The organism is Cyclobacteriaceae bacterium, assembly GCA_030584025.1.
Taxonomy (GTDB): domain Bacteria; phylum Bacteroidota; class Bacteroidia; order Cytophagales; family Cyclobacteriaceae; genus UBA2336.
This window is the reverse complement of sequence record CP129487.1, coordinates 3,827,041-3,851,788: the sequence shown is the minus strand read 5'-3', so window position 1 is coordinate 3,851,788 and position 24,748 is coordinate 3,827,041. Positions and strand designations below refer to the sequence as shown.

At 44.2% G+C, this 24,748-nt stretch carries 22 protein-coding genes; 14 read left to right on the top strand and 8 right to left on the bottom strand.

All coding sequences use genetic code 11. The features are described from left to right. Positions 1 to 4: 4 nt before the first annotated feature. Positions 5 to 613, top strand: a complete 609-nt coding sequence (locus QY309_17485) for a thioredoxin family protein (protein ID WKZ61721.1) — start codon at positions 5 to 7, stop codon at positions 611 to 613. 94 nt (positions 614 to 707) lie between these two features. Continuing rightward, the gene (locus QY309_17480; protein ID WKZ59638.1) at positions 708 to 2,465 is read left to right on the top strand and encodes a DUF4153 domain-containing protein; all 1,758 of its coding nucleotides are present in this window, start codon (positions 708 to 710) and stop codon (positions 2,463 to 2,465) included. Here QY309_17480 and QY309_17475 read toward each other — a convergent pair. Further along, on the bottom strand, positions 2,459 to 2,779 hold the full coding sequence (locus tag QY309_17475; GenBank protein ID WKZ59637.1) for a multidrug efflux SMR transporter: 321 nt from the start codon (positions 2,777 to 2,779) through the stop codon (positions 2,459 to 2,461). The genes QY309_17480 and QY309_17475 overlap by 7 nt on opposite strands. 104 nt (positions 2,780 to 2,883) lie before the next feature. Here QY309_17475 and QY309_17470 point away from each other — a divergent pair, with 104 nt between their 5' ends. The 5 genes from QY309_17470 to QY309_17450 all read left to right on the top strand — a co-directional run bounded on the left by QY309_17470 (position 2,884) and on the right by QY309_17450 (position 9,651). Further along, entirely contained in the window at positions 2,884 to 4,413 is a 1,530-nt protein-coding gene (locus tag QY309_17470; GenBank protein WKZ59636.1) for an alkaline phosphatase D family protein, read from the top strand. A 155-nt stretch (positions 4,414 to 4,568) separates the two neighbouring features. After that, positions 4,569 to 5,111, top strand: coding sequence for a hypothetical protein (locus tag QY309_17465; GenBank protein WKZ59635.1), 543 nt, complete (start codon positions 4,569 to 4,571; stop codon positions 5,109 to 5,111). Positions 5,112 to 5,158: 47 nt separating this feature from the next. Continuing rightward, positions 5,159 to 5,866, top strand: coding sequence for a PrsW family glutamic-type intramembrane protease (locus tag QY309_17460; protein ID WKZ59634.1), 708 nt, complete (start codon positions 5,159 to 5,161; stop codon positions 5,864 to 5,866). Beyond that, a complete protein-coding gene (locus tag QY309_17455; protein ID WKZ59633.1) occupies positions 5,863 to 6,633 on the top strand; it encodes a TMEM175 family protein in 771 nt (256 codons plus the stop codon). The genes QY309_17460 and QY309_17455 overlap by 4 nt, the downstream gene beginning before the upstream one ends. Before the next feature lie 144 nt (positions 6,634 to 6,777). Further along, positions 6,778 to 9,651 carry a hypothetical protein gene (locus QY309_17450; protein WKZ59632.1) on the top strand — a complete coding sequence of 958 codons (2,874 nt, stop codon included), beginning with the start codon at positions 6,778 to 6,780 and terminating at the stop codon, positions 9,649 to 9,651. A 31-nt stretch (positions 9,652 to 9,682) separates the two neighbouring features. On the opposite strand, the gene QY309_17445 is transcribed toward QY309_17450, so the two are convergent. The 3 genes from QY309_17445 to QY309_17435 form a co-directional block, all read right to left on the bottom strand. Further along, positions 9,683 to 11,236, bottom strand: coding sequence for an Rne/Rng family ribonuclease (locus tag QY309_17445; GenBank protein WKZ59631.1), 1,554 nt, complete (start codon positions 11,234 to 11,236; stop codon positions 9,683 to 9,685). Between the two features lie 263 nt (positions 11,237 to 11,499). Further along, positions 11,500 to 12,303 carry a tetratricopeptide repeat protein gene (locus QY309_17440; GenBank protein ID WKZ59630.1) on the bottom strand — a complete coding sequence of 268 codons (804 nt, stop codon included), beginning with the start codon at positions 12,301 to 12,303 and terminating at the stop codon, positions 11,500 to 11,502. Between the two features lie 39 nt (positions 12,304 to 12,342). Then, a complete protein-coding gene (locus QY309_17435) occupies positions 12,343 to 12,651 on the bottom strand; it encodes an HU family DNA-binding protein (protein WKZ59629.1) in 309 nt (102 codons plus the stop codon). Positions 12,652 to 12,745: 94 nt separating this feature from the next. On the opposite strand from QY309_17435, the gene mutY reads away from it, so the two are divergent. The 6 genes from mutY to QY309_17405 all read left to right on the top strand — a co-directional run bounded on the left by mutY (position 12,746) and on the right by QY309_17405 (position 18,250). Then, positions 12,746 to 13,807: an A/G-specific adenine glycosylase gene (gene mutY, locus QY309_17430; GenBank protein WKZ61720.1), complete on the top strand. Its 1,062-nt coding sequence runs from the start codon at positions 12,746 to 12,748 to the stop codon at positions 13,805 to 13,807. Between the two features lie 112 nt (positions 13,808 to 13,919). Continuing rightward, positions 13,920 to 14,360, top strand: a complete 441-nt coding sequence (locus QY309_17425; protein WKZ59628.1) for a single-stranded DNA-binding protein — start codon at positions 13,920 to 13,922, stop codon at positions 14,358 to 14,360. 23 nt (positions 14,361 to 14,383) lie between these two features. Beyond that, entirely contained in the window at positions 14,384 to 15,709 is a 1,326-nt protein-coding gene (gene gldE, locus QY309_17420) for a gliding motility-associated protein GldE (protein WKZ59627.1), read from the top strand. Next, entirely contained in the window at positions 15,690 to 16,331 is a 642-nt protein-coding gene (gene gldD, locus QY309_17415; protein WKZ59626.1) for a gliding motility lipoprotein GldD, read from the top strand. Before gldE ends, gldD begins: the two co-directional genes overlap by 20 nt. Positions 16,332 to 16,416: 85 nt before the next feature. Beyond that, the gene (locus QY309_17410; GenBank protein ID WKZ59625.1) at positions 16,417 to 17,505 is read left to right on the top strand and encodes an aminotransferase class V-fold PLP-dependent enzyme; all 1,089 of its coding nucleotides are present in this window, start codon (positions 16,417 to 16,419) and stop codon (positions 17,503 to 17,505) included. Positions 17,506 to 17,614: 109 nt separating this feature from the next. Further along, on the top strand, positions 17,615 to 18,250 hold the full coding sequence (locus tag QY309_17405; GenBank protein ID WKZ59624.1) for a YciI family protein: 636 nt from the start codon (positions 17,615 to 17,617) through the stop codon (positions 18,248 to 18,250). 2 nt (positions 18,251 to 18,252) lie between these two features. Here QY309_17405 and QY309_17400 read toward each other — a convergent pair whose 3' ends face one another. After that, positions 18,253 to 18,822, bottom strand: coding sequence for a 2'-5' RNA ligase family protein (locus QY309_17400; protein WKZ59623.1), 570 nt, complete (start codon positions 18,820 to 18,822; stop codon positions 18,253 to 18,255). A 70-nt stretch (positions 18,823 to 18,892) separates the two neighbouring features. Between QY309_17400 and QY309_17395 the strand changes: the two genes are divergently transcribed. Next, complete coding sequence (locus tag QY309_17395; GenBank protein WKZ59622.1) at positions 18,893 to 20,257, top strand: amidohydrolase family protein; 1,365 nt, start codon at positions 18,893 to 18,895, stop codon at positions 20,255 to 20,257. Here the strand turns inward: QY309_17395 and QY309_17390 are convergent, their stop codons facing one another. The 3 genes from QY309_17390 to QY309_17380 form a co-directional block, all read right to left on the bottom strand. After that, positions 20,258 to 20,884 (bottom strand): response regulator transcription factor, encoded by a 627-nt coding sequence (locus QY309_17390; protein WKZ59621.1) that lies wholly within the window; start codon positions 20,882 to 20,884, stop codon positions 20,258 to 20,260. A 3-nt stretch (positions 20,885 to 20,887) separates the two neighbouring features. Next, positions 20,888 to 21,553: a porin family protein gene (locus QY309_17385; protein WKZ59620.1), complete on the bottom strand. Its 666-nt coding sequence runs from the start codon at positions 21,551 to 21,553 to the stop codon at positions 20,888 to 20,890. Positions 21,554 to 21,618: 65 nt separating this feature from the next. Beyond that, on the bottom strand, positions 21,619 to 24,726 hold the full coding sequence (locus tag QY309_17380; GenBank protein WKZ59619.1) for a two-component regulator propeller domain-containing protein: 3,108 nt from the start codon (positions 24,724 to 24,726) through the stop codon (positions 21,619 to 21,621). Positions 24,727 to 24,748: the final 22 nt, after the last annotated feature.

Below are 24,748 nucleotides of genomic sequence, written 5' to 3'. Positions count from 1 at the left end.
AATGATGATGAAAAGTTTGTTGGCAGCCGTTGCATGCGTGTTGTTTGTAGCGGCAAGTCCGTTGAAGAACGGCTATGAAGTGGGCGATACCGTTGCCGATTTCAAATTGAAAAATGTAAACGGTAAAATGGTTTCCCTATCCGATTATGCATCGGCCAAAGGTGTGATTGTAATTTTTGATTGCAATACGTGTCCGTATTCAAAAGCTTACAATGAGCGTATCCTTGAACTAAACAAGAACTACGCGTCCAAAGGATTTCCCGTGGTAGCCATTCAACCAAACGACCCTGCTATCTCACCAGGTGATTCATTTGAGAAAATGGCTGAACAGGCTGAGCGCAAAAAATATGATTTCCCATATTTGTTTGACGAAACTCAAAGTGTTGCAAAAGCATTTGGTGCCACCAATACACCACACGTTTTCTTGTTAAAAAATAATGGAGGAAAGTTTTCTGTTGCCTACATCGGTGCGATTGACGATGCTCCCCGTGATGCTGCAGGTGTAAGCAAGAAGTATGTGGAGGAAGCAATCGATGCGATCCTTGGATCAAAAGAAGTTCCTTCAACCAAAACCAAAGCCATTGGTTGTACTATTAAGTGGAAAAACGCATAAGCACTAACCGATATAAAATTGAAAGCCGCATCCACCCGATGCGGCTTTTTTATTGCCGTTCCCGGAAACCAATTGATTTTCTTACCTTTCATTCATGAAACTTCCGTCCCTGCAAAAACTGTTCGAAGGCTTTATTCAGGTGATCAAACGTTTCCCGTTGGAAATGCTGGTTACGCTAACCGGAACAATCAGCGCCATGATGCTGCTTGAACAGGATTACAATGAAGATGAAACACAACTCTTGCGCATCATCCTTTGCTCCAACCTTGGATTGGTGTTGCTGCTCTCCACAACCGTTTTTGAAGAAGCCCATAACTTATCTAAAAAAAGCAGAGCTATTGTAAAGCTTATTGGTCTGCTGCTGCTGGTTGGTATTTACTTTTTACTAAACCCGATTGATGAAGAGGTGAACGGATTCCGGTTTGGCTTTCTTGCAGTGGCCTTTCACCTGCTTGTATCGTTCGCACCGTTTATCCGCAGGGGATCTGTGGAGGGGTTTTGGGAGTACAACAAATTACTTTTCATCCGGATTTTAACTTCAGGTTTATACAGCGGAGTTTTGTTTGCTGGCCTGGCCATTGCCATTGCCAGTACGGATGCGCTTTTTAACCTGGATGTAGACGAGAAAACATACGGACATCTGTTCATTTTTGTAGCCGGTATTTTCAACACCGCATTCTTCCTGGCTGGCGTACCTGATAATTGGAAGGAACTCGAAGAAACCCAACTCTATCCAAAGGGATTAAAGATTTTCACCCAGTTTGTCCTTATTCCATTAGCTACCATTTACCTCACTATTTTACTGGCATACGAAATCAAACTGATTGCTGAGTGGTCGTTACCTAAAGGCATTGTGTCGTCATTGGTGTTAGGATATGCGGTTTATGGCATTTTATCCATTCTGTTGGTTTACCCGATACGGTACGATGAGGGCAACCGCTGGATCAGTACGTTTTCAAAATGGTTTTACCTGTTGCTGATTCCGTTAATCGTTGTGCTTGCGTTAGCCGTGTGGCAACGAGTTGATCAATATGGCATTACGGAAAGTCGCTACATTTTAATTGTACTTAGCTTATGGTTGGCGGGCATCACCATTTATTTTCTCACCGATCGTCAGCAAAACATCCGGGTAATTCCGATGAGCTTATGCATTGTGGCCTTGTTAGCTGTAATCGGTCCGCAAAGTGCGTCATCGCTTTCTGCGCGTTCGCAGGTGAATCGCCTGATTGATTATTTTGAAAGTCGTGGAGCGTGGGTAAACAATAAACTTGTTCCCATTACTACCAGTGAACCAACCGGTGAGGGAGCCGCTATGGTTCGCTTTTTGGTTGATCGGTATGGCAAAGAACCATTCAGAGAAATTTTGTCGGTTAACATCGACTCCCTTTTGGTTGGTGCCGATTCATTGTCGCGATACAGCAAAAAATATGAGCGTACGGAAATAATCAGGGAGTATCTTGGTCTTAATTACGATGACGAAGACTACACGCAATATGAATACTTCTCTGCGGAGACCATTCAGGAACCGTTTGAAATACACGGGTACAATTATTTATTAACATTCAAAACATACAACTCCGATCGTGATGTGGCCACTGTAGTGAATAACACGACCATTACCATAAAACGCGATTCATTTTCGATTGAGTTTGATTTAAAGCCAATGCTGGATACGCTTGTCCGGGAAAAATCTGAAAACAGAAATAATTTTTTGGTACGGCCAGAAAGGCTATCGGTAACAAGCGCGGATGGAAACTCTCGTTTGACTCTCCATAACATCTACTTCCGCAGAGAGAACAATCAGTTCATTATCCAAAATTGTGAAGGCTATTTGCTTATGAAGACTCAATGAGGCGAAACGAGCTTCAACCCGATAATGGAGCCGATTAATGTGAGGATGAAGAACAGGCGCCAGAATTCTGCTGACTCCCGGAAGAAGAAAATACCGATCAGCGCGGTTCCTACCGCACCTATGCCCGTCCATACCGCATAAGCCGTTCCGATGGGAATCACTTTTATAGATTCATTCAGAAAGTGAAAACTTAAGGAGATACAAACAAAAAACGCAACCGTCCATTTTGTAACCGTAAAGTTGTTGCTCATTTTCAGGCTGGTGGTAAAGCCCACTTCAAATATTCCGGCAATAATCAGGTATATCCAATGCATAGCAAGTTGGTTAAGGAAATCAAAATTATGCATTAATCATTTCACAAAATGATAATAAGCATTTGAATCTTAACCATTAGTTTTGATTTCAATTTATCCGCATTATGAGATACTGCATCATCCTCCTTTCAGTTCTGGCAATTTCCTGCTCCAAACGTGAAAAAAAATATGCCCCACTCGCAGAGCCGGTTTCGGTTTTGTTTGATGCATCCCTCAAACCTTTCTATCACGGAGTTGCATCAGGTGATCCCTTACACGACCGTGTTATTTTATGGACGCGTGTCACGCCAGAAGATTCCCTACCCTCCATTGACGTAACCTGGGAAATTGCAGAGGACGAAAGTTTTTCTTCTCTTGTTAATTCCGGAACACTGACAACAAATCCAGATCGTGACTACACCGTAAAAGTTGATGCCACAGGACTATCCCCCGACAAACATTATTTCTATCGCTTTAAAGCATTGGACGCAACATCCATGACGGGCCGAACGAAAACAGCACCAGCTGGTGATCGCGATAGCTTGACCTTTGCCGTAGTAAGTTGCAGCAACTGGGAGTTCGGATACTTTAATGCCTACGCCAACATTGCTGATAAAGATGTTGATGCTGTGCTTCACCTTGGCGATTACATTTACGAATACGCTACCGGCAAATATGGTGATACCACCATCGGCCGAATAAACCTGCCTGTGCACGAAATTGTAACGCTGCAGGATTACCGCACACGACATTCACAATACAGGTTGGATGAAGGCTTGCGCAAAATCAGCATCGCGCATCCGTTTATTACCATTTGGGATGATCACGAAGTGGCCAACGATACCTACGCAGAAGGCGCACAGAATCATCAACCTGAAGAAGGCGACTTCAACACGCGAAAAGCTGTTGCCAAACAAGCCTATTACGAGTGGTTGCCCATCCGCGAAGGTGAAAAACACTACCGGTCCTTTTCATATGGAACATTGGCCGATGTAATTATGCTGGATGAACGCCTTGAAGCAAGAACCAAACAGGCAGAGGGAAAAGATGATCCGGAATTATGGAATACTGAACGCACCATGTTGGGTAAAGAGCAACGTGATTGGCTTTTAGCGAAACTTAAAAATTCAACCGCCACCTGGAAGGTGATTGGCAACCAGGTGATCTTTTCTGTAGTTGATGAATCTTTCAGGCCAAACGCGAAAGGTACAGATAGCTGGAACGGGTATCCTGTAGAGCGCACCTTCATTGCCGATCACATTATTCACGATTCAATTCAAGATGTAATTTTCCTGACGGGTGATACACATGCATCATGGGCATTTGAAGTGGTGGCGTTTGATTTGAAAAAATATAATCCGAAAACATCTGCGGGTGCATTTGCCGTTGAGTTTGGGACACCGAGTATCTCTTCATCCAACTGGGATGAATTTTATCCGCTTGACACCGCAAAGTTGGGTGAGCAATTGTACCAAAAGTTCAATCCGCATTTGAAATATGTGAACGGGATTGATCACGGTTACCTGCTCCTTACCCTGTATCCTGATCGTGCAAAATCGGAATGGTATTATGTGGAGACCTTGCGCGAAATCAATTTGAGTGAACGTAAAACCAAAACGCTTGAAGTGAGCAGGGGAACAACGAAGTTGAAATAATGCCCCCTACGGAAATTCACTCGAACTCCGTTAAGTTCAGCATATTCTTATCCAAAGAAACCCACAAAAACCATCCTGAACGGCACCGTATTTGTTGCTAACAGATTGTAAAAATGACTCCACAATAATCATTTTGTTTCTGTAATTTTAATCCTATGAAACGAATCACGTTGCTTTTATTTGTCGTGTTGGTTGGCGCCACTTCTGTTTCAGCACAGGTTATCGGTAAACTCTTTCCAGCTATGGAGGCCGAAACCGTGGAAGATAAAATAGTCAAACTCCCTGATCATGTTCAGGGTAAATTCACCTTACTCGGACTGGCCTATTCCAAGAAATCAGAAGATGAACTGAACGGCTGGTTTCAACCGGTTTTTGAAAAATTCATTCAGAAAAACAAAGGCTTGTTTGAAGGTTTCGGTTACGATGTAAATGTGTATTTCGTGCCCATGTTCACGGGCGTAAATGCGGCCGCCACAGGCACAGCCAAACGCAAAGCCCTGAAGAACGTTGATCCGCAATTGCTGCCCTATATTCTCTTCTATAAAGGAGAATTGAAAACCTATAAGGAGGCTCTCGACTTTGAAAAGAAAGATATACCTTACTTTTTTGTGTTGGATAAAGATGGAAAGATCGTTTATGCCACAAGCGGTAAATACACCACTGCCAAACTAGACGAAGTAGAAGAAGTGCTGGAATAAAAACGATTAAGCCTGAAGGATAACCGAATAAATCCCAAACATCATTTATGAATTTTCTTATTCTTCTCGCCTTAGCACTCGCCCCCGGAATTGCCATTGCCGTTTACATTTATTTAAAAGACAAGCACGAGCCAGAGCCAGTAAGTCTGCTCTTTACCAGTTTTATGTATGGGTGTGCGAGCACGTTGGTTACGCTATCCATAAGCTGGCCGCTTGATTTTGTGGTGAGTTTTAAAGAAGATGACGTGCTCCATCAGTTTGGTAATGCTTTCTTTAAAGTTGCGCTCATCGAAGAGTTCAGCAAATTCATCTTCATCCGGTTTATACTTTACTACAACAAAAACTTCAACGAACCTTTTGATGGCATCATGTATGCCGTAATGGTAGGTATGGGTTTTGCCACGTTGGAAAATGTGCTTTATGTATTTCAATATGGTGTAGCCACCGGTATTGTACGCATGTTTACAGCTGTACCGGCTCATGCTACATTTGCTATTTTGATGGGCTACATGCTTGGCAAGGCCAAGTTCACACATCGTCATGAAATGTTATACAGCCTAGCTGCTCTGGGCATCGCCACTATATTTCATGGCGCATACGATTATTTTCTGTTCATTTCCTTTAAACCTGGTGTTTGGATTGGTGCCTTTATCTCATTAATCGTTGCGGTTATCCTTTCCCGTAAAGCCATTCGGTTGCACCAGCAATCCTCACCATTCATTTCACCGCCTCATCAAAATAAACCAGAGCTATGATTCGCGAAGTACTGAAGAATCATTATATCGGCATGAATAAAGAGTTCCGGTTTCGTGGCGAGGAAACCACGCGGATTGAAACGTTAAGTGATGCCGTATTTGCGCTTGCCATAACCTTGTTGCTTATCTCCACAACACCGCCCATTACTTTTTATCAGCTTCAGGCTTTCACCAAGGATCTGGTTCCATTCGCCATTTGCATTACATTGATCTCACTGATCTGGTACGAGCATTTTATCTTTTTCATACGCTATGGTTTTCGAAATTCGTACATCGTGTTCTTAAATGTACTGCTGCTCTTCATCGTATTATTCTATGTGTACCCCCTGAAATTTCTGGCAAAGTTGCTGGTCATCCTCTTCATGAATTTCATATACATTTTTCGTCACGGAAACAATACGGAGATTTGGGATGAGTTCAACCTCATGATGGAGGGCGGAACCGTAACACAACTCATGGTTATTTATGGATTTGGTGCCGCCTTCATTTTTCTTGTGCTTGCATTGATGTATCGGTACGCGCTGAACAGATCAGATGAGCTTGAGTTAAATGAAATCGAACGATTTGATACCCGCACCAGCATTCGTACAAACTTGTTAATGGCCAGTGTGCCCATTCTGTCGGCCATATTTGCCTTGGTTTTTGGGGAAACCCGTCTTGGCCAAATGACTTCAGGTTTCGTGTATTTTCTCTATACGCCCCTGATGTTCACACACGGTGCGTTTGTAAAATCTGCACGTAAGAAATTGCTCGAAAACGTAAAATAATCTTTTCTGACTTTAGGGCTGTAACCAGCCGGTACTGCGGTTTGTCGGTATAATCGGGAACTCACCGTAGCGTTTAGCCAATTGATACTTCTGATCCGTGTCTTTCCTTTAGAAGGCGTATTTAGCCTTACTAATTGTAAAACCATGAAAGTTTCAGGATTTGTCTCCGCGTTGGTTTCTGTGCTGATTTTAACCTTCTCCATTACCGCAATGGCGGATGATGGCGGAAACTGTGACGGCAACTGCTTCACCACCAAAGTGGTGCGGGCAGAAAAAAATACCAATGGCTGCACGGAATACGAATTTGAAATTTCGCATGACGGAAGCTGCCGATATGATCTGTCGCACTATACGGTAGAAGTTCCGTGTGGAGAAATTAAAAACCTCAGCAATTCAGAAAACTGGAAACAGGTTTTTGGCAAAGACCCTAAAACCGGGTTAACCGGATTTAAAATTGATGATATCCCTGGCTTTGGTAAAGGCAACAAAAAAAGTTTTACGGTTACGTTTACCCACTGCGCCAGCGAGGCCTGCTTATCCCAACTAGACTGTTGGCAGCCCAAAGTTGCCTACAAAGCCGGTACGTGCATCGACTATCAAACCGTAACCAATTCGTGCGCTGATGAAGAGCCACAGTTAAAAGCATCGTTGATTAAAATCAACCCCACTTGTTTTAACAGCAACGATGGTACACTAGAAGTTGTGATTGAAGGAGGCCAGGAGCCGTTTGCTTACTTGTGGTCGGGCGGACAGACTCCTGCATCCGTACAAAATCTCCCTGCTGGTGAATATTCAGTTGAAGTAACGGATGCGAACGGTAGTTCTGTTACTCTTTCTGAAACATTAACTCAGCCTGACGCTATTATTGTTGAAGAGAGCATCACTCAACCTGCGTGTAGTGGTTCCTTTACCGGAGCAATCGCGCTTACCGTTTCGGGTGGTAACGAACCTTATTCATATCAGTGGAATACCGGAGCAACTACCTCATTGGTTTCAAATATAGCTGCCGGATTTTACACAGTAGTTGTAACCGATGCCAACGGATGCCAGACAACGAAATCGTTCAATCTGCAAAACAGTGTAAAGCTAACGCTTACTACTTCGCTTACGTTGCCATCTTGTACAAAGGCTGATGGCGCCATTAATCTTACAGTAACAGGTGGTGCTGAACCGTACACGTTCCAATGGAGTAATGGAGCAACAACAGAAGACATACAAAACCTGGCAACGGGTTCATATAGCGTAACCGTAACAGACGCAAATGGATGTACGGCCACCACTTCTCTTTTCCTGCGCGAGAACAACACATTAACGTTAAGCTTCACGGTTACGCAAACCAGTTGCCTTGATGATGGTTCTGGCGCGATTAACCTGAATGTTGGTGGCGGAACCGCACCATACACATTCGTATGGGATAACGGTGCAACCACTGAAGACCTCAGCAACCTTACAGCTGGTCAGTACAAAGTAACCATTACCGATAGCAAGGGTTGTGCGATTACCACAACCATTACGGTATCGCGTAAAACCATTCAGTTGAATGCACAAATACAACCTCCGCTATGCGCGGGCGAAAGCACGGGTTCTATTATCGTTACCCCCGTTGATGGTGTTGCCCCTTACACCTATTCATGGTCAACTGGTGAAACCGGAAATGAATTGTCTGATCTTGGACCGGGCTCCTATACACTCACCATCACTGACGCTACTGGCTGTTCACGAACCGTTACCTACACACTCACTTCACCTCCGCCCATTAATGCTACGGCAAGCGTGCAAAACATTACCTGTGGAGCTGACGGTACCGCTACCATCGACTTGTCGGTAACCGGTGGCACGCAACCGTATTCCTATAACTGGTCGAATGGTGAAACAACACAAGACATTACAGGTATAAGCCCGGGAACATATACGGTTACCATAACAGACAAAAACGGTTGCACCAAACAACTTGATGTAACTGTTGAACCGGCTTCACCGGATTGGGCTTGCCTGATAACCGAACCAACAGATAATGTGCTTTGCTCAACAGATGGTAACACATTAACAACTTCAGTTGAAGGCGCCACCTCCTATCAATGGACCGTTTCGAGCAGCGATGGATCATGGGTAATTACATCAGGAGGAAATTCAAATACCATTACCTATACAAGTGGTGGTGAAAATAGCACCGCTACGTTTACACTAACTATAGAGAAAGACGGATGTACGTTGAGTTGTTCCTATACAGTTACCACTTGTGAAGTGAGTGACAATCCGGATGATCCAGGCGATGATGACGGAGATGACGATGGTAATGATGATGGAGATGACGGTGAAGACGATGGCGATGGAGACGATGATGGAGATGGCGAAGACGATGATGACGGAGACTCCGACAATCCGGAAAGCTGCGAGGAATGTTTCTCGACTCAACTTGTGGTAGTTTCGGAAACTAATTCATGCAAGACGTATACCGCTACGATTACCACAACCGGTAACTGCCGCTACGACTTGTCGCACTGGACAATTGCTATCCCTTGCGGAAAGGTGAAGAATTACTCGAACTCCGAAGGTTGGAAGATGGAGTTTGGCAAAGATCCTACTACCGGAGTGTACGGATTAAAAGTTGATGATATTGATGGTTTTGGTAAAAAACCAGAGTCATTCACAGTAACCTTTACCATCTGCGATGGCTGTGACAACTGGGAACCCGTGGCAGCATACAAGGCAGGTTTATGCGTGGCTTACGATAACCTGACGGTTGAAGGAGCAACGGCAACATTCAGCTTGCAGGCTTATCCAAATCCATTTGCTGATAAACTCAATATGAACTGGACGGCCGATGCAAATGAATATGTTGTGTTGGAATTGGTTGATCAATCCGGAAATGCTGTATCGCGGTTGTATGAGGGATACGTTCAACGAGGCGAATCATATGAGGTGACTTTGGCCGCTGATCAATTGCGCGAGCGCATGTACTTCTATCGCTACCGCAGTACAAGCCGGATGGAGTACGGAAAACTTCTCAAGTATTAACGGAAAGAAAAAAATGCATAGCGGAAATCCGCTATGCATTTAATTGAATCTCTTCACCTTCTTTATTCACAAAGCGAAATTCGGTTAATCCCATGGAGGTATCTGCCTCCATGTTTACCCAACGCTTGAATTTGAAAAACCATTTTACGCGGTGAGAAATAATCCCCTTCGTGAAATAGGCGTGCAGGTACGGGTGTAAGGCCAATACCAGGTTCTTCTCGTTCTGCTTTACTAACAGGTGTTCTAGTGTCTTCTCAATCAAATCCGAAACCAAAATTGATGCGGTGATTTTTCCGGTACCATTACATGCGGGACACGCTTCGAGTGTGGCGATGTTAACCTGCGGACGAACGCGCTCGCGTGTAATCTGCATTAACCCGAATTTCGAAAGCGGCAACACGGTTGATTTGGCCTTATCGCTAGCCATCTCATCCTTCATCACCTTGTAAATCGTCTTCCGGTTATCGGGGTTCTTCATATCAATGAAGTCAACCACAATGATGCCGCCCATATCGCGCAAACGCAACTGACGTGCAATTTCTTTAGCCGCCTCAATATTTACTGAGATAGCAGTAGTCTCCTGATTTTCTTCGCGGTTGGATTTGTTGCCGCTGTTCACATCTATGACGTGCAGTGCTTCCGTGTGCTCAATAATGAGGTACCCTCCACCACGTAAGCTTACGGTTTGCCCGAAAGCAGATTTGATCTGTTTTTCAATTCCGTAGTGCTCAAAAATTTTCGCGCGACCGTTATAGAATTTTACAATCTTCTCCTGCTCCGGTGAAATGGAACGGATGTACGCTTTCGCTTCTTCGTACATCTTCTTATCGTCAACATGAATGTTGTCGAATGATTCGTTCAGCAGATCGCGCAACAAGGATGATGTTTTGTTCAGCTCACCAATGATTTTATCATTCGGTTGTGCGTCCGGAAGTCGGGCAATGCCGTCCTCCCAGGTCTTCACCAGGTTGCGCAAGTCGCGGTCGAGTTCGGCCACTTCGGCACCTTCGGCCACGGTGCGAACTATTACACCAAAGTTTTCTGGCTTAATGGATTGAATTAAACGCAACAGGCGTCTGCGTTCTTCGCTGCTGGTTATCTTCTTCGAAACGTTAACCGTTTTTGAAAAAGGTACCAGCACCAGGTAGCGCCCGGCCAATGATAGCTCGCAGGATAATCGCGGCCCTTTTGTAGAGATGGGTTCCTTTACGATTTGTACCGGAATCAGCTGGCCCTTTACCAACTGCTGGCCAATTTTGCCATGCTTGTCGATGTCCGGTTCAAGGGTAAATTTTTCCAGCTTACCGAAAATCTTTTTGGCCCTGAGCAGTTTCGTAAACTTTTGCAGTGAACTGAACTGTGGCCCCAGGTCGAGGTAGTGTAAGAAAGCATCTTTATCATAACCCACATCAATAAATGCGGCATTCAGGCCCTGTACAACTTTTTTTACAGTGCCCAGATAAATATCACCAACGGTGAATTTGCTTCCTTCCTGTTCCTGGTGAAATTCGACAAGCGTCTTGTCTCTCAGCAGGGCGATACGACATCCGTCTTGAGCGTTACTGATAATTAGTTCGTTACTCAAAACGATAGAATTTAAAATGTTAAAAAATCCGGATGTGTACGGCTCCCGAACAGAAAGCACCTGTCCCCTGATTTATCAGGGGTTACAGATTACTTCTTCTTATGTCTGTTCTTTCTCAAGCGCTTCTTGCGCTTGTGAGTTGCCATTTTGTGCTTCTTTCTTTTCTTTCCGCTTGGCATAAAGTTTTAATTTTCTTACCCCATCTATTCCTACCCCGGCAAGGGGGAGGTGGCCGCAAGGCCGGAGGGGGTGTGGTTATTAATTTATTTTAAGTCCTGCAGATACGAATCCGCTGTTGCCTGAACAGCCGGATCGGCATCCAATTGTTTTACTTTTTCAAACTGCTCACGTGCCGCCTTCTTGTTTCCTTTGCTCTTGTACGCAACACCCAACAGCAGCTGGCCTTGTACATGTTTCGGGTTCACTTCCGTGAGTTCTTTCAGGCGCTCAATGGCCCGATCATACTGCCCGGATTGAATGGACAACATGCCCAGGTTGAACAAGGCCGACTCATTTTTAGGGTCTTCCGCCAATACCTCGCGCAGCATGGATATGCCTTGCATCGGGTTGGCAGTCGACAAGTAGGTCATGGCCATTTTAGACTTTACCTCAAGGTTTCCCGGATTGCTCTTCAAAATCATCGAAAAGTATTGCCGGGCCTTTTCGGCCAGTTCTTCTTGTCTTAGCTGATCAAGGGTAAAGGTGTACGCCTGATAATAGCTATCACCCGCCTTAATCCAGCTTTCCATCGTGTTAAAGAACGTTGCAGCCTCGTTGGCAAACCAGGCAGCACTGTCAAACTTGCCCGCTTCCCAATACAGGTCTGCTAAAGAGTCGGCAAAGATAGCACTTTTTTCACCAGATGAAGCGCCATGCCCTGAGCGCATGCGGGCAATGGCCTGCTGCAGGGTAACCGGTGCAGCGCCATGAGGGTCAACTTGTGGCATAGCCGTTGAATCTGCGGTGGCAAGTTGCTCGTCATTCTTCACCACTACCTTGGGTAGCATGAATAAAACAACAACCAGCACAATGCTGACAACAAGTAAAATAATTCGGCTTTTAAGCATAAGGATTACGCCCGGATTGGCGTGTTGATGTCAATACAATCAGGCTTTATCAGCCAATTGTTTCACCTTCTCACTGTTTTTGATTTTGCTAACAAAAATTTTGGCTGGCTTAAAGCTGGGAACAAAGTGCTCATCGATTACCAGTGCGGTGTTGCGTGAAATGTTTCGCGCAATTTTTTTCTTTCTTTTCTTATTAATGAAACTGCCAAAACCACGAATGTATATGTTGTGGCCGCTTGCCATGTTCGTTTTTACCACACTGAAAAAAGCCTCTACTGATGCGGTAACATCTGCTTTATCAACACCAGTTTTATCGGCTATTTCGTTAATGATATCTGCTTTGGTCACGGTTGTATTTGTTTTAAAATTTTAACGGGACGCCAAAGTTAATTTGTGGCCTCAGAATTAAAAATTAATATTGAAAAAATTGATAATCAGGGGGATGGATCATCGGTATTTCTCTAAAAAAGTCGTTGAGTGGTATGAAGAAAACAAGCGAATCCTGCCTTGGCGCAATACAAAAGACCCATATAAGGTCTGGCTCTCCGAGATCATTTTGCAACAAACACGCGTAAGCCAGGGGCTCCCTTATTATAAGAGTTTTGTCAGGGAATTCCCCACCGTACACGATTTGGCATCAGCCCCGGTGCAAAAAGTGCTTCGGCTTTGGCAAGGGCTTGGCTACTACAGCCGCGCACGCAACCTGCATAAAGCAGCCAAAGAACTATCGAAAAAATTCAACGGAAAATTTCCGTCTTCATTTGTTGCATTGAAACAATTGCCGGGCATTGGCGATTACACCGCAGCAGCCATTGCATCCTTTTCGTTTGGTGAAGCCGTTGCCGTTGTGGATGGCAACGTGTTTCGTGTTTTGTCACGGATATTTGGTGTGGATACACCTATCAACACACCAGCTGGAAAAAAATATTTTTCTGAACTGGCAAACTCCTTAATTGATAAAAATGATCCGGCCACTTTTAATCAAGCCATTATGGAGTTTGGTGCGTTGCACTGCACACCAAAAAATCCAACGTGCGATACCTGTGTGTTTCAGTCCGCTTGCATGGCGTACAAACACGAATCGCAACAGCTGCTTCCGGTTAAACTGGCCATGAAGAAAAGCAGAAAGCGGTACTTCAATTATTATGTAGTCAAATCAAAGCAATCTTTGCTGATGAACTCCCGCAACGGCAAAGACATCTGGACGGGGCTTTACGATTTTTACCTGATCGAAAACACCAAAGCATCCAAACCTGAAAAAGCACTTGATGAGAATGCATTTTTGAAAAGCTTGAAATCAAAAATTGCCTCCACCGAGTTGTCTAAAACATATAAACACATCCTCAGCCACCAAACTATTTTTGCCCGCTTTACGCTGATTACGCTTAAAAACAAACCCAATTCCCTGCCCGAAAACACGCGGTTTTACTCTATTAATAAGGTGGCCGAATTACCCAAACCGGTGCTCATAAGCCGTTTTCTGCAGGATTTCAGCCTTTTATAGTTGCGCCAATCTTGGTACTTTTGTGAAGGTTAAGGGTCATTGCACTGGCATTATAACACCGCTTTTGCAATGACTTCTTTCATTACAGGACTTTAATAAAAGTGAATAAAAAATGTCGGGCGTAAACAAAGTAATTCTTATTGGCCGCTTAGGTCGCGATCCTGAAATCAGAAACCTGGAGAGTGGTGTTGCTGTAGCTAACTTCACCATGGCCACTTCTGAAACCTATCGCGACAGAACCACCAATGAAAAAAAGGAAGTTACCGAGTGGCACAACATTGTGTTGTGGCGTGGCCTGGCTGAAATCGCTCAAAAATATTTACACAAAGGCGATATGGTGTACATTGAAGGAAAACTCCGCACCCGTTCATGGGAGAAAGAAGGCGTTACCCGTTACACCACCGAAATAGTTGCCGATAACATGACCATGCTTTCTCCGAAAGCATCGGGTGGTGGTTCGGGCAATGACTCCGGATATGCATCCGCCAATAAGGGAAGTGGCCCTGAAAATCTGCCTGCTGAAACAGGTGGCTCTGATGATCTGCCCTTCTGATGTTTCACTAAAGCTATACCTGCTTGGACGAGCCTCCCAGTTACGCGTTACTTCAACTTTTCTCCGGCATCGGCCCGATGCACCTGATCAGCTTTGCTGTGATCGTGGTGTTGTTGATTTTTTCCGGTTTAATTTCCGGATCGGAAGTGGCATTCTTTTCACTTAAACCTGAAGACCTTGAACGCTGCCGCAACAGTCGCGAAAAAAGTGATAAGACCATTATTGAATTATTAAGCAAACCCAGGTTATTACTCGCCACCATCCTCATCATGAACAACACGGTGAATGTAGGCGTGGTGACCATCTCCACTTTTTTGATGTGGGAACTTTCCGGCACCAGGCGACCGGAAGAATTGATTGTAGGTGTGGTTACATTCGTCATCACCTTCTTTCTTACTTTTTTCGGAGAAATTGTTCCGAAAGTTTATGCAACAAAAAATAACCTTTCGTTTGCACAGCGCATGAGTCGTGTTTGGGTTATTCTTCAAACACTTTGCAGGCCAGTATCCTTTCCGTTAATGAAAATGACGAGCCTGGTTGAAAAGCGCATTGAGAAAAAAGGATATCAAACTACCGTTGAAGAATTAAATCAGGCGTTGGAGTTGGCCACCAGCACCGATGAAACAACCGATGAAGAAAAAGAAATTTTACGTGGCATTGTAAACTTTGGTACGCTCAGCGTGAAGCAGGTGATGCGCTCGCGTGTGGACATATCGGCTGTTGATGTTGAGCTTACGTTTCACGAGTTGATGGATTTCATCAATAAGTCTGGGTTTTCGCGCTTGCCTGTTTACCGCGAATCGCTCGACAAGATTGAGGGCTTGCTCTATATTAAAGATTTGCTTCCCTACATTGATCAGGGTGAGTCGTTTGGGTGGCAAAAACTTTTGCGCACCCCTTTCTTCATTCCAGAAACCAAAAAAGTTGATTCGTTGCTGAAGGATTTTCAAGAAAAGCGCGTGCACATTGCCGTAGTGGTAGATGAATATGGCGGAACCTCCGGCATCATTACATTAGAAGATGTGATTGAAGAAATTATTGGCGAGATCAATGATGAGTTTGACGAAGCTCGTTTAGCGTATCAGAAAATTGATACGAATACATTTACCTTCGAGGGAAAAATCTCCCTTCATGATTTTTGCAAGGCATTGGATATTGAAACCAATACGTTTGATGAGGTGAAGGGGGAGAGTGAATCGCTTGGAGGTATTATTCTGGAAATCAACAAAGGTTTCCCGAAAGCCGGTGATCAAATAAACTATCAACAATTTACGTTTACCATTGAGGCAGTGGATAAAAGACGGATTAAGCGTGTAAAGGTTCAGGTGCATGAAGAAGAAAAGCATTAAAAGATGGGAAGTGGGCAGTTGGCAGTTAGCAGTTAAATCAGCCTACTGCCTACTGCCTATTGCTTTGTGCCTACTTTTTTTTGGAACTGCTTGTCAGCGCGATTATTTACCAAAACCCGTTGGTTACAACCGACTTATTTTACCTGAACCGGAATATCAACCACTGCCCGATTCACTCCCCTACACGTTTGAGTACTCCAAACACGCGAAAGTTTTGCCTGATACCGCAGGGTTTCATGAACGGTATTGGATTGAAATCTACTATCCACAACTGCAATCGAACGTGCACATTACGTACAAAAAAATTTACAGCAACGAACAATTGTTGCGTGAATTCATGAACGATGCTTACACGCTTACCGCCAAGCATCAGATAAAAGCATACGCGATTGATGAAGTGATCGCCCAAACCTATTCGGGCCGAACCGCCATCATTGCCGAACTTGAAGGCGATGTGCCCAGCCAGATGCAATTCACCATTACCGACTCTACTAAAAACTTTCTTCGCGGAGCGCTTTATTTTAACAGCAAGGTGCACAACGATTCTCTAAAGCCTGCCATCGAATACATGAAGAAAGACATCATGCACATGATCAATACGTTTGATTGGAAGAACAATTAGAAGTTCATAGCTTTCGCGAATGCTAACCTCCAAATGCGCCAAATTCACGCTGCCCCCACAACTCACTTACCTGAACTGCGCCTACATGTCGCCCCTGTTAAAAAATGTTGAAAAGGTGGGTGTACGTGCGGTGCGTAAAAAGCGAAATCCGGTGAACATCACGCAACAGGATTTCTTCACCGAAACCGAACTGCTGCGCAGTGAATATGCAAAACTTATCAACGCTCCAGATCCCAAGCGAATCGTCATCATTCCATCCGTGTCGTATGGAATGGCCAATGTGGTGCGCAACCTGGATATTAAGAAAGGACAACACGTTATAGTGGCGACAGAACAGTTTCCAAGCAACGTGTATCCGTGGCAACGGTTGTGCGAAGAGGCAGGCGCACAAGTTATAACCATAGCGCCCCCCGATGATTACACAAACCGAGGCAAACGTTGGAATGAAAAAATTCTGGAAAGCATAAACGCGAACACAAAAGCCGTGGCTATCGGGCAAGTGCATTGGGCAGATGGAACACGTTTCGACCTGGAGGCGATTCGTAAACGCACACATGAAGTAGGCGCGTTACTGATCATTGATGGCACACAATCCGTTGGTGCACTTCCGTTCGATGTACAACGCATTCAACCCGATGCACTGATTTGTGCCGGATACAAATGGTTACTCGGACCGTATTCCATCGGGCTCGCTTACTATGGTCCATACTTCGACAACGGAAAACCTGTTGAAGAAAACTGGATCAACCGGTTAAACAGTGAAGACTTCGCAGGGTTGGTTAATTACCAAAATCAATATCAACCGGGTGCATTGCGTTATGAAGTAGGCGAACACAGTAATTTCATTCTGGTGCCCATGTTGCTGAAAGCCATTCAGCAATTGAATAACTGGGGGCCTGAACGCATTCAGGAATACTGCAAGATTATCGGGCAACCGGTATTACAAAAACTTGCCGAAAAAGGATTTATCATTGAAGATGAAGCCTGGCGTAGTGCACATTTGTTTGGTATTCGACTGCCTGGAAATGTGAATATGGATGATGTGAAAAAATCGCTGTTAAAGAATAAGGTGTACGTTTCCTTCAGGGGAAATGCTATACGTGTGGCCCCTAACGTGTACAACACCCAACAGGATTTTGACAAGCTTTACAAAGCGTTGACAAAAGCGTTGTAATCTTAAGGTTTGTGGTGACAGAAATCCGGTTTGGTGTTCATTTTTTCCGGTTCGGCAAAATGCACGCATCCATACATGTGATTTTAGTAACTTCAATAAAAAATTTCTTATGCGCTTACTCTTATTCTGCTTCATCCTGATCAGCTCTATATCGTTGGCACAGGAAAAACAATACACGTTTGTGTTTCTTCACACCCGCAAGGATAAACCCGAGTTGCCTAAAGAAGAACTCGACAAACTCATGGAAGGACACCTGGCCAATATCAATCGGTTGGCGGCTGAAGGAAAACTGGTTGCTGCCGGACCCTTTGATGGAGGAGGTGGTTTATTTGTTCTCAACACCACATCTATTGACGAAGCCAATTCATGGCTGAGTACCGATCCCGGCATCCAGGCAAACCGCTGGCGGCTTGAAGTGCTTCCGTATACAGGAACAATTTGTCCGCTGAAGGAACCATACGAAATGGTGAGCTATTCGTTCATTCGCTTTAAATCAAACATTCACAAAGAAACCGTTGGTGATTATGCCACGCTGCTAAAAAAGCATGAAGAATATGTGAAACAGTTGACAGCAAACAGTCAGGTTGTTACCCGCGGATCATTTGGTGATCAGGAAGGAAGCATTGTTGTACTGAATGGTGAGGTCCAACCTGAGACGCTTGAGAACGATCCGGCAGTAAAAGGTGGAACGATTGTATTTGAACTAAAAAAGTTGTGGATTGCCAAAGGGTCGTTTTGTGAATAGTCTTATTGCAACGGAAAGGATCTGAACTTCTCCCACACCTGTCCGTTGTGTTTGAGTAACACGAACTCGTTCACTAAAAAATTTCCCTCAAACGTTTTGTCTTTAAATACAGGCCAGGCTTTATAGAAATCCGACTTTCTTAAATCGCGAAACGCAACGGTAAGGTGCGGATGGTACGCATGCTCCTTATAGGTGGCGTTAAACAAGTTTAGATTAATTTTACAAAAACGATTCAGCTCCTGTTGCAACACTAAAAGCGATTCCGATTTTTCTAGAGCAATAAAAATCACACGTGGCTCAAAGCAATCGAAATTTTTTAATCGCAATTCAAATGGTTTGATCGGACATTCTGAAACAAATTCATTCAGCAGACTAATCAACTTTTCTTCCTTTTGTTCCTCCCATTTGAAGGGCATGTGTAAGGTGATGTGCGGAGGAGATTTTAACGCTCCCTTGCTCTTATATTGCTCGTAAACATATTGCTTGATCTTCAACGCTTCCTCATAAACCGGTGATGGCGGCACAATGCCTATAAAGTATAATTTCCATTTATCTGCTTTCTTTTCCGGCATTGTAAAGTCTGCGTTATGCGCACCAAGTAAAGATAGGTTTTGGTACCTTATACTTGAAAATCGAATCATCATGAAAAAGTTGCTTTGCCTTTTTGCCTTACTGGCCGTTAACCTGCACGTTGTATTTGCACAGCAGTGGGTCGACTCCCGCGATCGGGAGTTGGTCATCACCGCAGTTAATATTATTCCAATGGATGAAGAGCGTGTACTCACCAATCAAAACGTGATAATTAAAGATGGAAAGATTGCTGCTATTGGAACCAAAGTAAAGTACTCCAAAAACGCCCTGATTATAGATGGCAAGGGCAAATACCTGATGCCCGGTCTGGCTGAAATGCACGCGCACGTTCCGCCAATCGATGACCTCGAACCCATGAAGGAAGTGCTATACCTGTTTGGGGCAAATGGCATCACTACCATTCGCGGCATGTTGGGGCATCCCAAACATTTAGAGCTGCGATCCATGATCAACCGCGGTGAAATTAACGGGCCAACATTCTACACCACTGGCCCATCGCTCAACGGCATCAGTGTGAAAACGGCAGAAGCAGGTGCAGACATGGTGCGCAAACAAAAAGAAGCAGGTTATGATTTTCTCAAACTTCATCCCGGACTAACAAAAGAAACCTTTGGTGCCATCTCCTCTACCGCGAATGAAGTAGGCATTCCGTTCGCGGGCCATGTTTCGTTTGGTGTGGGCGTTTGGCGCGCCATTGATGCCGGTTATTCTTCCATTGACCACCTGGATGGTTTTGTCGAAGCGTTGGTTCCCGGAATCGACACCCTCACCGAACAACAAGCCGGTTTATTCGGCATGTTTGTGGGCCATCGGGCAGATGAATCGGGCATTCCAAAACTGATGCGCGCACTTAAAGAAAAAAATATTTGGGTGGTGCCCACGCAATCACTGGCCGAACGTTGGTTTCTCGCTTCTTATGATCCTGAATTATTCCGCAACGATCCCGACAGCAAATACATGAATCCAAAAACGGTGGATCAGTGGATTCAAAGCAAAAAAAATCTGGTGATTAACCCGAACTATATTCCGGCTAACGTTGAAAAGTTCGTGGCGCTTAGGAGAAAATTAATCAAGGAATGTCAACAGACTGGAGTTGGATTATTGCTTGGTTGCGATGCACCACAGGTATTTAATGTACCGGGCTTTTCTACGCATCATGAATTGGCCTATTTGGTCAACTGCGGACTAACACCTTATGAAGCGTTACGCACAGGTACCGTGAATGTAGCAAAGTACCTGAAGCTGCCTGACACCGGGGTGGTACGTTCAGGAGCTAAAGCCGATTTGATTTTGCTGAATGGTAATCCATTGACAGATATTTCGAATACCAAAAAAATTGAAGGTGTGGTGCTTAATGGGAAGTGGCTATCTAAAAGTGAGCGGGATGCCGGGTTGAAGAAGCAAGAGAAACAATAATTAAATCTCCCCCTTCAACGACTTGCTGATCACCTCGGCTTTGCTGTGGACGTGCAGTTTTCGATAAATGTTTTTAATGTGAAACCGCACCGTTTCCAATGATATACTCATGCGGTCGGCTATAAGCTTATAACTAAGGCCATCCACCAGCCCAATCACAATTTCCTTCTCCTTTTCGGATAGGGGCGATGTTACTTTTTTCCTTTCTGTGCTGAAAAAATCAATCACCTTACGGGCAATCTGTGGCGACATGGGTGAGCCGCCACGTGTCAGCAATTCAATGCCTTCTTTTATCTCCTCAAGTGGTGTGTTTTTTAGCAGGTATCCCGTAGCGCCCGCACAGAGCGATTGAAAAATTTTATCGGCATCGTTGTACACGGTGAGCATGATGATGTCAACATCCGGGTAATCCTGCTTAATCAATTTCATGCCATCAATACCCGACATGCCCGGCAACCCGATGTCCATTAACAGCACATCGGGTTGATTCTCGGGTGAAAGGGCTTTGCGAAAACTCTCAACGGAATTATTAACCATTGTACATGAAAATCCGGGCTGCCGATCGAGGTACTGCTGCAACAGTCCTCGTATCTGGTTATCGTCTTCAATAATGCCGACAAGAATCATGGATTACTCTTTCACAACGTAAATCAAAGATAGCTTAAAGCCCTGGTTCTTTAGGTCATAGGTAACATTGGCTCCGTTTTCCGCATATTGACCAATTTTCATCAGTCCATGTTGATAAAGCAGTTGAACTGCCAGCTTGTTTGTAACTGAAAATACAGGCCCAATATTCAAGCACATGTCCAGTCCCTTGTAGTCATCTTTTGCATCTTCTGTGGCAGGTAATTCAAAGTTATCCTGCACTTCCTGACTGTTTTTAACTTTAGCGCTAGCCAACATACTGATTTGCGTTCCTGCCTGAACTCCAATTTTGTCAGTTAATGCATACTGAATTGACAAAGGGATGTCAATGTAGCTTAATACTTTTTTGTATTGGGCGGTAAATTCTCCTTGCTGTCCAAATGTGGCTCCCTCATACATTGCTCCTTTTACTGAATATTGCACACCAGAAACCGCACTCAATTTATCATTGAACGGATATTGAATAACAAGCCCACCATGAAAACGAATGGCCATTTTTGGCTTCTCGCCAACAGAGCCCCAGTCTTCCGCATCACCACCAATAAAATTTGTGAAACTTGGGCCCGCAACCACACTGATTTTAACCTGGGCAAAAGCCGCAGTACCGAAGAGCAACAGAATTACGAAGGGTAGGATTACTTCTTTTTTCATAGCTGTTAATTTTTAAATAAAATTCCAGCTATCTAAACCCTGGTTCAACCCCATAAACAGGGGGGCTAGGTAAGCGTTTGCCTTGTTAACCGAATGGACGTTCCGTTTATGTTTTCAATAGTTAAGTCTGCTTGAATGTCTGCTGCACGCTTACGCATACTGCGCAGCCCATTGCCGCGGCTATCGTTTGCTTCCTCTATGCCAACACCATCATCTGAAATGCGCATGATTAAATTATCCGAATAACTTTCAATCGAAATGCTTACATGTGAAGCCTGTGCATGTTTCACAATGTTGTGCAGCGCCTCCTTAAAAATCAAATACATATTCTGTTTTAGTTGAGGCGAAAGAATAATGCTGTCGTCCTTCACATTGATTTTGAAATTAAACTCAATACTTTTAGGTGGGAGTAGTTGACCTGCTATATCTTTCATGCGCAACAGTAAATCGCCCAGTTTATCGCTTCGGTTATCGATTGACCAAACAATATCACTCATGGTGCTAACTACCTCACGGCTTGTCTCCCGAATATTTTTGAGGTAGTCATATTTTTGTTTTTCTTCTGCTTCGTTGTTGAGCAAATCGGCATATATGGAAATGCGTGTGAGGTTTGATCCTACTTCATCGTGAAGATCGCTGGCGATTTTGGTTCGAAGACGTTCGAGTTGAAGTTTTTGATTTACACGGTATTGGTGAGCTGCATAAAGCGAGGTGATCATCAATGCTGCAACCACAGCCATAAACCACCAGGTTCTCCAAAACGGTGGCAGCACTTCAATTTCAATTGATGCGGTTTTATTGTTCCATTGTTTTGGGCTCGTAGTTGCCGTTACTTCCAGCGTGTAGCTACCTGGATTTAAACTGGTAAAACTTACGAAGTTTGTCGTTCCGCTCTCAATCCACTCATCATTAAATCCCTTCAGCCTGTACCTGTAATTGACTTGTTGGGGATTTTCGAAAAAAAGAGCAGAAAAACCCAGGCTGAAAAAATTTTCTGACGGCCCTAATTTAATTTTTGGCGTATACGCGATATGTTGATCCAGCCCATTTCTCTTTGCTGAGGAGTCTGAACCAATCGGCACTTCATGATTGAAGATCTTCAGTGAAGTAAATTTCACATCAACTATTTCTTCCTGTCCCTCATCCAATGTCAGTGGATCGAACCAAACCAGGCTGTTGTTTGATTTGATATAGATTCTCCCTTGTCTGTCTGTGGCCATCCCGAATTGAAGGCCGTAATCTACATTCAACTGCTGAGCCCCATTAAAAACCCGCTCTTGCTTACTTCTTGTATTATACCGGATCAGGTTTTCGTCCGCGGTTATCCAAAGCACTTCATTACGATCCATAACCAAATCACTAAACCGAGCGGTGTGGTGACTCCCATCATAAAGCAACTTGGTTCTTAACGAATCACCCGGTCGGTATTCAGCTGCGTATACCTGATTTCCTGTCAATAGTAATTGGGCCTCCTTTGCAGGTGATGCAAATGCCTCCGCACCATCATCTACAAAAACCGTGTACACCTGCTCCTCCCCTTTTGATAGCTTTTGAAATGTGCCTGTTTGCTTATCAAAAATTACAGCGCCATGATTCGTCTCGAATAGAATATTCTCTTCAAACTTTCTGATTCTTTTAACGGAGTGAAAACTGATTCCCATCTTCCACAACGAGTCAGCATTAAAATGGAGATATTTTTTTGTCTCCATGTTGTAAAGCGTAAGGGGCGTTCGATACGCAGTGATCCAAACTCTTTCATCATCAACCAAAAGGCCTGATATGGCATTGTTCAGAATTTCTCTCTTACCACTTTTATATTGAAGATGATCGAACTTCTCTTTTGCCGGATCATATACGGCTACACCGCCTCCTTCCAAACCAACCCAGACTCTTCCATACTTATCGCCATCGATAGCAATTACTGCATTGTGTGCGATACTTCCGGGTCTGTCAGGATCGTGAACAAAGCGAGTTGCAAAACCTGTTTTTAAATTCAAGCGGTTAAGACCGGTTCCGTTAAAACCAATCCAGATGATTGAATCACTTTCGGCATAAACAGCACGCGGAAGCCCCTTGGAGATTGACGTTGGATCTTTTGAATGATGAACAATGTGATGAAAATTCTGCGGCTTTGTTCGTAACAAGTAAAGTCCGGTTTCCGCTGTAACAACCCAAAGCAGTCCTTCACGATCCAGGTAGATACCGGGTATATTATCAGAGCCGACCGACATCGGGTCGGCAGGATCGTGATACCAATGTTGAAAGGTGCGATCATCCAGATCATAAAAATTCAATCCGCCTCCGTAGGTACTTATCCACAACCCATTGTAGCGTTTTTCATAGATGACGCTGAAAATGGAATTATTGGAAAGGCTATTGCTATTGCGCGGGTCATGCAACACGTGCTCATGCTTGCCATCTGAAAAGCTCAACATGTGAAGGCCTCCGTACGTGCCAATGAAAAGTTTATCACTCAGGCTATCGTATGCGAGTGAACGGATTACCCGATATTGATATGTGTCAGCAATGTTCCGGTTAGTTAACGCTACAAAATCAAAGTCATCGGTTTCTTCATTGTATCGGTGAAGACCTGCCGTTGTACCAACCCAAAGTTTTCCACGCTTGTCGTAGGTTATGGCTGTAACGAAATTATCCCGCAGGCTTTTGGGATTAGCCGGATCGTTCCTGTGCCAACGAATCGACTTGGTTTTTAAATCAACATATGCAAGCCCCTGGCCCAAATGCGCCACCCAAAATCTATTTTCACCAGCAAGTCGCAACTCTCTGGCTGAGGTCCCCAATAACGTACTGCTATCATTTATCTGTTTGAATTTATCTCTCAGCCGATCGTATTGAAGAATTTTTCCCTTTGAGGTAATGGTGTAAAGATTTTTTGACGCGTCTTCAAAAACAATCCGGCCTATCGGGCGCTCTTTGGTTTCAGCATGCAATTCCTTTCCTGCGTATAGTATAGCATTCGAGGCATCGTACCTAACCAAACCGTTCTCTGTTGCCGACCAAATATACCCTTCGCTGTCTTTAAGAATCGAAAACAAGTTGCCGTGATGTGGCAGCGTGATCTGATCGATTTTTCTGAACCGTGTTGAAAATTGCTGCCCTTGTGCAGAAAGAATAACCAACAGTAAAAAAATAAGGATCAGCCGGGGAATCATGCTATGAAGTTAAGCAAAGCCC